This is a genomic window from Pseudomonas sp. P110(2024) (assembly GCF_057480795.1).
The window spans coordinates 136528-148648 of the sequence record NZ_JBLIYT010000002.1 but is presented as its reverse complement, the minus strand read 5'-3'; the positions used below and the strand labels follow the sequence as shown (position 1 = coordinate 148648).

Annotated in this window: 12 protein-coding genes and 1 tRNA gene; 2 read left to right on the top strand and 11 right to left on the bottom strand. The window is 65.4% G+C overall.

The features are described 5' to 3' along the window. Nucleotides 1-151: 151 nt before the first annotated feature. The 5 genes from AC25ND_RS03635 to AC25ND_RS03615 all read right to left on the bottom strand — a co-directional run bounded on the left by AC25ND_RS03635 (nt 152) and on the right by AC25ND_RS03615 (nt 4036). A tRNA-Gly gene (locus AC25ND_RS03635) sits at nt 152-225 on the bottom strand. 115 nt (nt 226-340) lie between these two features. Beyond that, nucleotides 341-1225: an alpha/beta fold hydrolase gene (locus AC25ND_RS03630; RefSeq protein ID WP_186594329.1), complete on the bottom strand. Its 885-nt coding sequence runs from the start codon at nt 1223-1225 to the stop codon at nt 341-343. 379 nt (nt 1226-1604) lie between these two features. Beyond that, entirely contained in the window at nt 1605-2297 is a 693-nt protein-coding gene (locus AC25ND_RS03625; protein WP_062364144.1) for a 16S rRNA pseudouridine(516) synthase, read from the bottom strand. 34 nt (nt 2298-2331) lie between these two features. Further along, the gene (locus tag AC25ND_RS03620) at nt 2332-2553 is read right to left on the bottom strand and encodes a cysteine-rich CWC family protein (protein WP_186594331.1); all 222 of its coding nucleotides are present in this window, start codon (nt 2551-2553) and stop codon (nt 2332-2334) included. After that, nucleotides 2546-4036, bottom strand: coding sequence for a sensor domain-containing diguanylate cyclase (locus AC25ND_RS03615; RefSeq protein WP_186594339.1), 1491 nt, complete (start codon nt 4034-4036; stop codon nt 2546-2548). Before AC25ND_RS03615 ends, AC25ND_RS03620 begins: the two co-directional genes overlap by 8 nt. Nucleotides 4037-4248: 212 nt before the next feature. On the opposite strand from AC25ND_RS03615, the gene AC25ND_RS03610 reads away from it, so the two are divergent. Beyond that, nucleotides 4249-4686 carry a hypothetical protein gene (locus AC25ND_RS03610; RefSeq protein ID WP_028690171.1) on the top strand — a complete coding sequence of 146 codons (438 nt, stop codon included), beginning with the start codon at nt 4249-4251 and terminating at the stop codon, nt 4684-4686. 13 nt (nt 4687-4699) lie between these two features. Here AC25ND_RS03610 and AC25ND_RS03605 read toward each other — a convergent pair whose 3' ends face one another. Then, the gene (locus tag AC25ND_RS03605; protein WP_486976111.1) at nt 4700-5806 is read right to left on the bottom strand and encodes an enoyl-CoA hydratase/isomerase family protein; all 1107 of its coding nucleotides are present in this window, start codon (nt 5804-5806) and stop codon (nt 4700-4702) included. A 128-nt stretch (nt 5807-5934) separates the two neighbouring features. On the opposite strand from AC25ND_RS03605, the gene ung reads away from it, so the two are divergent. Further along, nucleotides 5935-6627: a uracil-DNA glycosylase gene (gene ung, locus AC25ND_RS03600; protein ID WP_028690169.1), complete on the top strand. Its 693-nt coding sequence runs from the start codon at nt 5935-5937 to the stop codon at nt 6625-6627. 36 nt (nt 6628-6663) lie between these two features. Here ung and AC25ND_RS03595 read toward each other — a convergent pair whose 3' ends face one another. The 5 genes from AC25ND_RS03595 to AC25ND_RS03575 are packed head-to-tail and all read right to left on the bottom strand — an operon-like array spanning nt 6664 to nt 12017. Continuing rightward, nucleotides 6664-7689, bottom strand: a complete 1026-nt coding sequence (locus AC25ND_RS03595) for an AbrB family transcriptional regulator (RefSeq protein WP_028690168.1) — start codon at nt 7687-7689, stop codon at nt 6664-6666. After that, on the bottom strand, nt 7682-9196 hold the full coding sequence (locus tag AC25ND_RS03590; RefSeq protein ID WP_062364151.1) for a tripartite tricarboxylate transporter permease: 1515 nt from the start codon (nt 9194-9196) through the stop codon (nt 7682-7684). The genes AC25ND_RS03595 and AC25ND_RS03590 overlap by 8 nt, the downstream gene beginning before the upstream one ends. 3 nt (nt 9197-9199) lie before the next feature. Continuing rightward, nucleotides 9200-9658: a tripartite tricarboxylate transporter TctB family protein gene (locus AC25ND_RS03585; RefSeq protein WP_062364153.1), complete on the bottom strand. Its 459-nt coding sequence runs from the start codon at nt 9656-9658 to the stop codon at nt 9200-9202. Between the two features lie 57 nt (nt 9659-9715). Beyond that, nucleotides 9716-10696, bottom strand: a complete 981-nt coding sequence (locus AC25ND_RS03580) for a Bug family tripartite tricarboxylate transporter substrate binding protein (protein WP_028690165.1) — start codon at nt 10694-10696, stop codon at nt 9716-9718. A 31-nt stretch (nt 10697-10727) separates the two neighbouring features. Beyond that, nucleotides 10728-12017: an OprD family porin gene (locus AC25ND_RS03575; protein WP_028690164.1), complete on the bottom strand. Its 1290-nt coding sequence runs from the start codon at nt 12015-12017 to the stop codon at nt 10728-10730. Between the last annotated feature and the right edge of the window lie 104 nt (nt 12018-12121).

Genomic DNA, 12121 nt, shown 5'->3' with positions numbered 1-12121 from the left:
TTATGCACCGCGAATCACTGGGCATTCAAGCCAATCGGCGCGGCCATGGCCATGGGCCAGATCAACAAAGGAACACTGGAAACGAAAAAAGGAGCCGAGGCTCCTTTTGACAGCGACGACGCTATTGGAACGTCGTGCGGGGAATGCGAGTTGGAGCGGGTAGAGGGAATCGAACCCTCCTCAATAGCTTGGGAAGCTATAGTTTTACCAATAAACTATACCCGCTTCGAAGCACGACTTTTTACCAGAACCCTCCCTGAATGAGAAGCCCAAGGCTGTAAAAAAGCCTGTCGGCGGCCCGTAGCCTGCGGCTGTCGAGGGCTACAGGACGCCGATGCGCTCAGATGGCCAGTGCATGCTGCCCCGTTTCCTGTGTGTAGCGGTGGCGGGGTTCGCGCAGCGCCGGCTTGAGGAAACCGAGCATGGCATCGCGGGTATCCTCGCAGGCGCTTTTGTGTTCCATGTCCAGGAAGTGGCCGGCCCTGCGGATCACGCTGAAGTGGCTACGCCCCACATGCCGGCTGAACTGGCGGGCATCCTCGACGGTGGTGTACTCGTCGCGGTCACCGTTGATGAACAGCACCGGGATGTCGATGTTGCGCGCGGCCTTCAGTGCCCGCTCCAGGTCGTGGTCGAGCACCTGGTTGATGTGGAAGTGCATCTGCGCATACTCGTGGCTGTCCAGGCTGCTGACGTGCCGGTAGTTGAAGCGCTTGAACAGCGACGGCAGGTGCTTGCCGATGGTGTCGTTGACCAGGTTGCCCACCTGGTAGCGGTCGCAGGCGGCCAGGTACTGGCAACCGCGCTCCAGGTAGTCGCGCATCGGTTCGTTGATCACCGGTGAGAACGAGCTGACGATGGCCTTCTTCACCAGCCGCGGCTGGTGCGCCAGCGCCAGCAGGGTGCAGGCGCCGCCCCAGGAGAACGACATCACGTGGTCGGCACGGAAGTGTTCAATCAGCTCGAGCAGGATGTGTGCCTCGGCTTCCTTGGTCAGCAACCGTTCATGGCGGTTGTGGGGTTTGGACTTGCCGGCGTAGGGCTGGTCGTACAGCACCACGTTGAACTGTGGGTGCAGGTTGCGCACTGTCTGTGCAAAGGACGCCGTGGTGGCCAATGAGCCATTGATCAGGATGATCGTCTTTTCGGCGCCTTCCGCGCGATGGAACTCCGTGTAAACCCGGTACTGCCCTTGGATATCAAGTACAGCGATTTCTGGCCTCATGTCATCGACTCCTGGCGCAAAAAGGGTATTCGCGTCACCTGGTGGCGTGTGCGATCGGCAGGCGGGTTGGGCGCCGAATCGACCGGACAGGCCATTAGGGTGCACGTGCTTTATGACAGGTAGGCATTCGCCTGGAACTGAAACCGGTAGGCCCTTGTGTCGATCCTTGACGCTTGTAGACGACGGTATTGTTGTGCGGGCGATTACCGTGCCCCAGGGCATCGAGACCCCGGGTGGCCGGTAAAGGGCGTCTTGGACTGCGGTTGTGACCAATGAGTCACATGCAGACCGACGAGTTAGCAGTCAAGCAGGGAGGCCGGGATCGCGCAAGTGCCGTTGAGGCAATCTTTCGTGGGAAACTGCCGAATGGCGAGTTCGTTCAGACCGAGGCGATTTCCTCGGCGGTCAGCGCCCTGAATTCTCCCGGATGCAATATCGGGTCCAGTGTGATCGACCCCATGCTTTCCCGATGCAGGCCCACGACCTTGTTCTGGAAGTGTCCGAACATCCGCTTCACCTGGTGATAGCGGCCCTCGACGATGACCAGGCGCGCGCTGCGCGGGCCGAGGATGTCCAGCTGCGCGGGCAGGGTGGTGAGGTCTTCGAAGGCGAAGTAGAACCCTTCGCGGAACCGATCGATGTAATGTGCACCGATTTCGTCCTCGGTGTGCACCAGATAGGTCTTGGGCTGCTTGGTCCGTGGCTGGGTCAGGCGCCGCGACCACTGACCATCGTTGGTCAGGATCAGCAGCCCGGTGGTGTTGTAGTCCAGACGTCCGGCGATGTGCAGGTCATCGCGCAGCGCTGCCGGCAGCAGGTCGAGCACGGTGCGGTGCTGCGGATCCTGGGTGGCGCTGACGCACCCGGCGGGCTTGTGCAGCATCAGGTAGCGCGCTGGACGCCCGGGCTGGTGCAGTTGCTCGTCGACCTCGACGCGATTGAATTCGCGCACCTCCAGCAGCGGGTCGCCGGTCGGCAGGCCATCCACGCGCACGCGCCGCTGGGCCAGCAGCAGGCGTACTTGCTGGCGGTTGTAGCAGGGCAGGTTGCCGAGGAATCGGTCGAGGCGCATGGGGCGGGTCGCTTGCGGGAAATCGGCGCGCAGTCTAGCGGATCGGGCGCGCTGGCGCTGCCTTGAGCTGCGCGTCCACCTGCGCGCAGCGCGGGCACAGGCAGGCCTTGTCGCGCAGCTCGGCCGGCAGGGCCTCGATCAGCGTCGGGTCGATGGCCACGTCGAAGCACCAGCAGCCTTGCGCGGCGTTGCGCGGGTCGGCCAGGCCGCACTGGTTGAGGGCGCCACAGGCGGGGCAGCGTTGAAGTTCAGGCATGGTCGGGTCCGGGCATTTCGCTGCAGACGCGGTTGCGTCCACCTTGTTTGGCACGATAGAGCGCATGGTCGGCGCGGGTCAGCAGGCTGTGCAGGCTGTCGTCGCGCCGCAGGGCGGACAGGCCGATGCTCACGGTCAGGCGCAGAGGCTGTTCGGCGTGGCTGAAGGTCAGTTGCTCGGTGCGCTGGCGGATCTTTTCCGCCACCTCGATGGCCTGGCGGCCTTCGGCTTCGCGCAGCAGCACGATGAACTCCTCGCCGCCCCAGCGGCACAGTATATCGGACTGGCGCAGGCTGCCCTGCAGCACATTGGCGAACTGGCGCAGCACTTCGTCGCCGGCCAGGTGGCCATGGGTGTCGTTGAGGGTCTTGAAGTGGTCGAGGTCGATCAGCAGGGCGACCAGCGGCGCGCTGTCACGCTGTGCTTCGATGAGCGCCTGGCCGGCCAGCAGGTCGAAGCTGCGGCGATTGGGCAGGCCGGTGAGGCTGTCGAGGGTGGCCAGTGCCTCGGCGTTGTCCTGGTGCCGCTTGATCATGGCATTGAGCAGTGACAGGACCACCAGGGTAATCATGGCGCAAATAGCCAAGTTCAGGTACAGCGACTGGCGGATGCGGTCCAGGGCGCCGCTTTCGCGCTTGTCCACCAGCAGGTACCAGTCCAGTTCCGGCAGCAGGCGCACATTGAGAAAGTGGCTGTGGCCGTCGTTGTCGGTGTACTCGTGACTGCCGCTGGCCGGTGTCGGCATGCGTGCCAGCAGGTCCTGCCACTGGCTGCTGTCGGCCAGTTGCTGGCCGGCGCGCAGGCCATGGGGGCCACCGTCGGAGCCGGTCAGCAAAACCTTTCCACCGGCGTCGGTGAACAGCACCGAGCGCTGGTAGCGTCGCTGGTATTCGTCGATCAGTCGGACCACCGACTCCACGCTCAAGCCCACGCCGGCGGCACCGATGAAGCGCTGCTGATAATCGAGCACGCGGTGGTTGATGAATACGGTGGGTTTGTCCTGGTTGGCCATGTCCACATCGACATTGATCTCATAGGGCTTGCCCGACTGGCGCAGGCGGAAGTACCAGGCGTCGCGCCAGGCGTCGGCCCGCACCTGCTTGAGTACGCCCTTGGCCTGGTAGTAGGTGAGGCTGCGGTCGGAGACGAAGAAGCTGGTGCAGGTGGCCTGACTGCCCATCACGGCGCCCAGGTAGCGGGTGATGCGCCCGGTGTCCTGCTCGCCGGCCAGCACCCAGTCGCGCAGGAAGGTGTCCTGGGCCATCATCGAGGCGATCAGCACCGGGCGGATCAGGTCTTTCTGGATCTCGGAGTAGACGGTGTCGGAGGTCAGCGGCAGCTCGGTGTTGACGATGCCGTCGCGGATCGCCCCGCGCGAGGCGTAGTAGCCGAGCAGCGAGGTGGCCAGGAAGCCGCCGGCCAGCAGCAGCAGCAGGGCGACGATCAGCGAGCGTTGCGAGAACAGGGCGGAAGGCGAAGGCATGATCTTCCCGTGAAGTGTGCCGGTGGCCACATTCTAGTGAGATGATCGAAAAATGACTGCATGTTTTTCAGGGTTATAGGACCTGTTTCAATTTGTTGCGCAAATGGCACTGAACCCTGTTGCCACGGTCTTATCCTGTGTCGACCAACAGCTTGTCGTCGACGCCCGCCAGCGTCGCTGTGCCGGGCATCCCTGCGGTCCAGGAGGCCGCCATGTACCCACGAATCCTGCTCGTCGTCCTGCTCGGACTGTTGACCTCCGCCTGCGCCCCTTACTACGAGAGCGGTGGCTACTACCGCAGCGACTACTACACCAGCGATCGCTACGTTTACCCAGGCTATTACCGCCAGGACCGCTATTACGTGGTACCGCAGACCCGCTACTACTACCAGCCTGCGCCGCGTTACTACGGGCCGGCGCCGGTGCCACAGTACCGCCCTTATCCGGCGCCCGGCATGCAACCGCGCTGGCACGGGAATCCGCGTTATGACTACGGCAACCGCCAGCGCTACGACTACGGTCGGGATCGCGACCGCCACGACTACCGCAATGACGACCGTCGGGGCGATCGCTGGCACTCCAACGGGCAGGGCAACCGTGACCGTCGACCCGATGGGGGCCGGGGTGGCGAGCGGGGCTGGTCGCGGTGACAGGGCACTGACGTCATCCCAGTTCCGCCAACGGATGCCGCCCCTCCCAGACCTTGCTGAAATGCGCCTCCACCACCGCCGCCGGCACCTGCGCCACATCCGGCCAGTGCCAGTGCGGGGTGTTGTCCTTGTCCAACAGACGGGCGCGCACCCCCTCGCTGAACTCCGGGTGACGGCAGCAGTTCAGGCTCAGGGTGTATTCCATCTGGAATACCTGGGCCAGCGAAAGGTGCCGCGCCCGACGGATCTGCTCCCACACCAGGTGCGCCGTCAGCGGGCAGCCCTCGTGCAGGCGTTGGCCGGCCGCCGCCAGCACGGGATCGGCGAGCGTGGCCAAGCCGGCCAGGGCCCGCCAGGCCGCTACCGGGTCGGCCACGTCGAGCACTTCGTCGATCACGGCGCGGCGCGCCAGCCACTGGCCTTGCGGCAGTTCGGCGCAGGCACGGTGCTGCTCGGCCTTGAGCAGGCTGTTGAGCTGCAGGGTGGTCTGCTCCTGCCAGTTCAATTGCAGCAGTTCCTCGATCAGCGCCTCCTGCTGGTGCTCGCCCAGGAAGCGATCGGCCAGGTTCAGGTCCAGTGCGTCACGGGCATTGAGCGGGGCGCCGGTGAGCCCCAGGAACAGGCCGAGCTTGCCCGGCAGTCGGGCGAGGAACCAGCTGGCGCCGACGTCCGGGTACAGGCCGATGCTGATTTCCGGCATGGCCAGGCGGCTGCTGGGGGTGACGATACGCACCGCGGCGCCTTGCAGCAGACCCATGCCGCCGCCCAGCACATGGCCGTGGCCCCAGCACAACAAGGGTTTGGGGTAGGTATGCAGGCGGTGGTCGAGGCGGTACTCGCTGGCGAAAAACGCAGCGACCAGCGGCGGCACGCTGCCGGGGTGTTCGCGGCAGGCCTCGACCAGGGCGCGGACATCGCCGCCGGCACAGAAGGCCTTCGGCCCGTTGCCGCGCAGCAGCACGCAGACGATCCCGGGGTCGCTGGCCCAGGCGCGCAGCCGTTCGTCGAGCACCTCGATCATGGGCAGCGTCAGGGCGTTGAGCGCCTTGGGCGCATCCAGGGTGGCGATGCCGATACGGGCGCCGTCGGCGCCGGTCAGTACCTCGCATTGAATGGACATGGACTACCTCGCGCAGGTCATCCCCTCAGTATGGCCTGCCGCGGCGAAGCTGCCGGTCGTCGGTCGGATCGATTGACAAGCCGGCCCGGCTTTCCTAGTGTCGCGGCACTTTGCTTTTGGATGCCCCCATGACCGACGACGATCGCATCAAACTCGAACCCAGCTGGAAGGCCGCGTTGCGCGCCGAGTTCGACCAGCCCTACATGCAGCAGCTGCGCGAGTTCCTGCGTGCGGAGCACGCCGCCGGCAAGGAGATCTACCCGCCTGGGCCGCTGATCTTCAACGCCCTGAATTCCACACCGCTGGAGCAGGTCAAGGTGGTCATCCTCGGCCAGGACCCATACCACGGTCCCGGCCAGGCCCATGGCCTGTGCTTCTCGGTGCAGCCGGGTATCCCCACGCCGCCATCGCTGGTCAATATCTACAAAGAGCTGCAGCGCGATCTCAACCTGCCGATCCCCGCGCATGGCTATCTGCAGAGCTGGGCCGAGCAGGGCGTGCTGCTGCTCAACACCACCATGACCGTGGAGCGTGCCAATGCCGCGTCCCACGCGAAGAGAGGTTGGGAGTTCTTCACCGACCGGATCATCCAGGTGGTCAGCGAGCAGTGCCCGAACGTGGTGTTCCTGCTGTGGGGCTCCCATGCGCAGAGCAAGCAGAAGCTGATCGATGCCAGCAAGCACCTGGTGCTCAAGTCGGTGCATCCCTCGCCGCTGTCGGCTTACCGTGGGTTCTTTGGTTGCGGGCATTTCAGCCGTACCAACAGCTTCCTGGAGCAACGCGGGATGGCGCCGATCGATTGGGCGTTGCCGCCGTTGTGACATGAAATCATAGGGCCGTTTCGCGGCCCTTTGATTTCATGTCCTGGCCCAGCGCCTGAACAACGGCTCGGCCAGGAACAGCACGAACAACAGCCTCATCACCTGCAGCGCCGTCACCAGCGGCACGGACAGTTGCAGGGTCTCCGCCGTCAGGCTCATCTCGGCGATGCCCCCGGGCATCATCCCCAGCGTCAGCGAGCGCAGGTCCAGGTGCGTCAGCAGGCTCAACGCCCAGGCCGCGCCTGCGGCGATCAGCATGCACAGTGCCGTGGCCAGCAATGTCCGGCCAAGGAACGACGGCGCCCGGCGGAAGAATGCGCGGTTGAAGTGACAGGCCAGGCCGCTGCCGATCAGCCACTGGCCGATCTGGCTGGCGCCGTTGGGCAGGCCGATCTGCAGGTTGCCCGCCAGGCTCACGCTGGCTGCCACCAGCAACGGTCCGAACAACCAGGGGTTGGGCTGGCGCAGACGCTGCCAGAGCAGCGCCATCAGCACCCCCAGCGGCGCGATCAATACCAGCCAGCCCCAGCTCACGCTGCCGGCATGGTTCAGCGGCGCGCCATCGCCAAGCAGCAACTTGAACAGCGCCGGCACGCACAGCACCACCGCCAGCACCCGCAGGCTCTGCGCCGCGGCCACCTGGCTGAGCACCGCGCCGTTGCGCGCGCCGAGGTTGACCATCTCGCCCGAACCGCCCGGCATGCTGGCGAAGAACGCCGTGGCGCGGTCCTCACCGGTGCGCCGCAACAGCCACACGCTGATCACGCTGGAGAGGGTGGTGAACAGCGCGCCGAAGAAGATCAGCGCGAAGTGACTGGCCACCTGTTCGATCACCGCCGGGGTGAAGTGCAGGCCGATGCCGATGCCGATGATCCATTGCCCGCATTTGCGACCATTGGGGATTTCACTGAGTTGCCAGGGGGTAAGGCAGCGCACCAGGATGATCGCCAGCAACGAGCCGATCATCCACGGCAAGGGCCAGCCGACCTTGCTGGCGAGAAATCCGCCGGCAAGGCCGACCAGTCCGGTGGCCCAGAACAGTGGCACCGAGCGATCAGGCATCGGCCATGGCCCGGCGTTGCAGGGCACGTTTGCGCCAGCTGCGCAGCAGCGGCAGGCTCAGCATGCACACCACCAGCACCCACACACCCATGCTGATCGGGCTCGACCAGAGGATGCCCAGTTCACCGTTGGAGATCGACAGCGCGCGGCGCAGGTTCTGTTCCATCAGCCCGCCGAGGATGAAGCCCAGCAGGATCGGCGAAAGCGGGAAGTCCAGCTTGCGCAGGATGTAGCCCATGATGCCGATACCGACCATCAGGAACAGGTCGAAGGTGGTGGCATGCACCGCGTACACGCCGATCGCGGTGATGATCGCGATCACCGGCACCAGCGCCCAGTTCGGCACGGCGAGGATGCGGGTGAACACACGGATCATCGGCACGTTGAGGATGATCAGCATGAGGTTGGCGATGAACAGCGAGGCGATCAGCCCCCAGACGATGTCCGGCTGTTGCTCGAACAGCAGCGGGCCGGGGGTGATGTTGTACAGGGTCAGCGCGCCGATCATCACTGCGGTGGTACCCGAGCCGGGCACGCCGAGGGTCAGCATCGGCACCAGGGCGCCGCAGCAGGAGGCGCCGATGGCGGTTTCAGGCGCGGCCAGGCCACGGGCGTCGCCCTTGCCGAACTTGCCTTTGTCGCCGGCGATGCGTTTTTCGGTCATGTAGGCCACGGCACTGGCCAGGGTCGCGCCGGCACCCGGCAACACGCCCATGAAGAAGCCCAGCAGGCCGCAACGGATGTTGACGAAGAACACCGAGGCCGCTTCCTTGAGGTTGAACAGCATGCGCCCGGTGGCCTTGACCGCCACATGACCGTGGTGGGTCTTTTCCAGCAGCAGGAGGATCTCGCTGATGGAGAACAGGCCCAGCACCAGCACCACGAACTGGATGCCATCGGCCAGGTGCACGCTGTCGCCGGTGAAACGGTACACGCCGCTGTTGGCGTCGATGCCCACCGCCGAGAGGAACAGGCCGATCAGCGCGGCGATAAAGGTTTTCAGCGGCTTGTCGCCGGCCATGCCGCCGAGGGCGACGATGGCGAACACCATCAGCACGAAGTACTCCGCCGGCCCGAAGGCGATCGCCCATTTCGCCAGCAGCGGGGCGAACAGCACCATGCCGCAGGTGGCGATGAAGGCGCCGATGAACGAACTCCAGGCCGACAGCGACAGGGCCACGCCGGCCAGGCCCTGGCGGGCCATGGGGTAGCCGTCGAGGGTGGTCATCACGGTGGAGGCTTCGCCGGGGATGTTCAGCAGGATCGAGCTGATCCGCCCACCGTATTCGCAGCCCAGGTACACCGCGGCCAGCAGGATCAGCGCCGACTCTGGCGGCAGGCCGAGGGCGAAGGCGATGGGGATCAGCAGGGCCACCCCGTTGATCGGGCCCAGGCCCGGCAGCAGCCCAACCACGGTGCCGATCAAGGTGCCGGTCAGGGCGGTGACCAGGTTGTACGGGCTCAGGGCGACGCCGAAGCCCTGGCCCAGGTAGCTCAAGGTATCCATATGTCAGTTCTCCAGTACGTCGAGCAGGCCGAGGGGCAGGGGCACGTCCATCACGCGGTCGAACAGCCAGTAGAGGAACAGGCTCATGCCCACCACCACGAGGGCGCTGTGCAGCCAGCGGCCACCATAAAGGCGGGCCATGGGCACGCCGGCCAGGATGGCGCTGAGGATGAAGCCCAGGGCTTCGAAGGTGCTGGCGAAGACGATCAGCAGGCCGACGCAGGCGGCGATCTTGATCAGGGTCTCGCGGTCCAGCTCCGGTTCGTCGTCCTTGCGTACGATGGGCGTGGGGCGGATCGCCAGGTACAGCAGGCCCAGGCTCATCAGGCCGAGCATCAATAGTGGGTAGGCGCGCGGGCCGACCGGTTCATAGGAGAAGGCGGCCTGATAGGGCCAGGCCATGGCTGCCAGGGCGGCGCATACCGCCAGCAGGACCAGGGCGAAGAGGCGTTGCAGGATCATGGGAGAATCCTCGGTAATGTTCGACACGGCGCGGCCCCCTGTAGGAGCGGGGGAGGCTTACTGGATCAGCCCGAACTCACGGGCCAGCGCCTTGTAGTCCGCCACCTGTTTCTTCACATAGCCGTCCAGCTCCTCGCCGGTCATGGCGAACGGGAACAGTTCGCGCTGGTCGCGCAGCTTGGCGAAGTCCTCGGACGCCAGCAGCTTGTCGAACGAAGCCTTCCACCAGGCATAGTCCTCGTCGCTGACCTTTGGCCCCAGGTAGAAGCCGCGCACCACCGGCCAGACGATGTCGTAGCCCTGCTCCTTGGCGGTGGGGATGTCCTTCATCTCCGGCTCGTCCAGGCGCTTGTCGGAGAACACCGCGAGGATGCGCATGTTGCCGCTCTGGATGTGCGGCATGGAGTCGGAAATGTCGGTGGAGCCAACCTGAATGTGCCCGCCCAGCAGCGCGGTGGCGATCTCGCCACCGCCTTCAAGTGCCACGTAGCGCAGGTCGCGCGGGTTGATCCCGGCGGCCTTGGCGATCAGCGCGGTCTGCATCCAGTCCTGGCTGCCGACGGTGCCGCCGGAGCCGATCACCACCTTGCTCGGGTCTTTCTTCAGCGCCGCGACCAGGTCGTCGAGGGTCTTGTAGGGCGAGTCGCTCTTCACCGCGATGGCGCCATAGCTGGTGCCGACCGCGGCCAGCCATTTCACCGCGTTCTCGTCGAAGCGGCCGAACTTGCCCTGGGCCAGGTTCAGCAGCGAGCCGCTGGACCAGGCCACCAGTGTGCCGGCATCCGCCGGGCGCTGGGCGACCACGGCGTTGTAGGCCACCGCGCCGACGCCGCCGGGCATGTAGGTCACGCGCATGGGCTTGCTGAGGATCTTCTCGTTGACCAGGGCGCTCTGCACCAGCTTGCAGGTCAGGTCGAAACCGCCGCCGGGCGAGGCCGGGGCGATGCATTCGGGGCGTTTCGGTTCGGCGGCCAGGGCGTTGCCGGCCAGCAGCAGGCAACCGGTGGCCAGGACGAGGCGGCGCAGTGAAAAGGTCATCGTCTATCTCCGTGAGCGTTGTTGTTATGGGTTACCACAGGGCCACGCTGTAGCTCACCAGCAGCCGCACCTCGTCCGCGTCGCGGGTGAAGTTGGAGCGGAAGGTGGCGTTGCGCAGGCGCACGGCGACGTTCTTCAACGGGCCGCTTTGTACCACGTACTTCAGTTCGGTGTTGCGTTCCCACTCCTTGCCCTCGCCACCGGCGGCGCGGCTGACGTTGTCGCCGCTGATGTAGCGGGTCATGAAGGTCAGGCCGGGGATGCCGAGGGCGGCGAAGTTGTAGTCGTAGCGCGCCTGCCAGGAACGTTCGTCTCTGCCTGCGAAGTCGTTGATCTGGACGAAGTTGACCAGGTACGGGTCGGCGCCATCGACATAGGGGAAGGCGCTGTCGCCGGACAGCTGCTGCCAGGCGCCGCTGACCTTGTGTCCGCCCAGGGTATAGCTGAGCATGCCGTTGACGGTGGTGTTGTCGATCTTGCCGGCCTTGGCCGCGCCGGCGTCGTCGCTGATCGCCAGGCGCAGGTCGGCGCCGAAGGTGCCAGGGCCCCAGGGCTGGGTGGCGAGCAGGCCGATGAAGTGCTGGCGGTAGATGTCGTCGAGCTGGGCGAAGTGGTAGCTGCCGGTGATGCGATCGGTGAACTGGTAGTCCAGGCCGCCCATGTCGAAGTTGTCGGCGCTGAAGGTGCCGCCGAAGCGGCCGTTCTTGTTGTTCAGGGCCAGGTCTTCCCAGTTGCTGTCGTCGCGGTCCTTGGCCTTTTCCAGGCGCCCGCCGGTGAAGGTCAGGCCCTTGATCTCCTTCGAGGTGACCAGACCGCCTTCGAAGGTCTGCGGCAGGATGCGCCCGTCGTTGGGCTGCAAGGTGGGCAATTCGGGGATCAGCGTGCCGATCTTCAGCTCGGTCTGCGAGACCTTGACCTTGCCGGTGAGGCCCAGCTTGGAGTACTCGTCGGCGGCCTTGCCGTCGTCGTGGGTGGGCAGCAGGCCCGTGCCCGTGCGGTCCTTGCTGGAGTCGAGCTTGACCCCGACCATGCCCAGCGCGTCCAGGCCGAAGCCCACGGTGCCCTCTGTGTAGCCGGACTCGAAATTGAGCATGAACCCCTGGGCCCATTCGTCGCGCTTGGATTGCTGCGCGCTGGTGCCGTCGCGGAAGTCGCGGTTGAAGTACATGTTGCGGGTTTCGAAGGTGGCCGTGCTGTCTTCGAAGAAGGCGGCCTGGCTGATGGGCGCGACACCGGCAAGGGCGAAGGCGCTGGCGAGGGCGGAAGGTCGGGCGGCGAACGAACGGATAGGCGCGAACGCCTGCGGCTGCATGGACAGCATCGTCGGTGACTCCATTTATTGTTCTTATGTGTTGCACCTTGCTGGTGCTTTTTGCGGCGCACGGGGCGACCGTGGTGCGATGCTAGGCAACCAACCTTTCGCTA

Excerpts from the sequence above, each read along its gene's own strand:
- AC25ND_RS03630 (WP_186594329.1), bottom strand. The coding sequence starts at position 1,225 with ATGAGGCCAGAAATCGCTGTACTTGATATCCAAGGGCAGTACCGGGTT.
- AC25ND_RS03625 (WP_062364144.1), bottom strand. The coding sequence starts at position 2,297 with ATGCGCCTCGACCGATTCCTCGGCAACCTGCCCTGCTACAACCGCCAG.
- AC25ND_RS03620 (WP_186594331.1), bottom strand. The coding sequence starts at position 2,553 with ATGCCTGAACTTCAACGCTGCCCCGCCTGTGGCGCCCTCAACCAGTGC.
- AC25ND_RS03615 (WP_186594339.1), bottom strand. The coding sequence starts at position 4,036 with ATGCCTTCGCCTTCCGCCCTGTTCTCGCAACGCTCGCTGATCGTCGCC.
- AC25ND_RS03610 (WP_028690171.1), top strand. The coding sequence starts at position 4,249 with ATGTACCCACGAATCCTGCTCGTCGTCCTGCTCGGACTGTTGACCTCC.
- AC25ND_RS03605 (WP_486976111.1), bottom strand. The coding sequence starts at position 5,806 with ATGTCCATTCAATGCGAGGTACTGACCGGCGCCGACGGCGCCCGTATC.
- ung (WP_028690169.1), top strand. The coding sequence starts at position 5,935 with ATGACCGACGACGATCGCATCAAACTCGAACCCAGCTGGAAGGCCGCG.
- AC25ND_RS03595 (WP_028690168.1), bottom strand. The coding sequence starts at position 7,689 with ATGCCTGATCGCTCGGTGCCACTGTTCTGGGCCACCGGACTGGTCGGC.
- AC25ND_RS03590 (WP_062364151.1), bottom strand. The coding sequence starts at position 9,196 with ATGGATACCTTGAGCTACCTGGGCCAGGGCTTCGGCGTCGCCCTGAGC.
- AC25ND_RS03585 (WP_062364153.1), bottom strand. The coding sequence starts at position 9,658 with ATGATCCTGCAACGCCTCTTCGCCCTGGTCCTGCTGGCGGTATGCGCC.
- AC25ND_RS03580 (WP_028690165.1), bottom strand. The coding sequence starts at position 10,696 with ATGACCTTTTCACTGCGCCGCCTCGTCCTGGCCACCGGTTGCCTGCTG.
- AC25ND_RS03575 (WP_028690164.1), bottom strand. The coding sequence starts at position 12,017 with ATGCTGTCCATGCAGCCGCAGGCGTTCGCGCCTATCCGTTCGTTCGCC.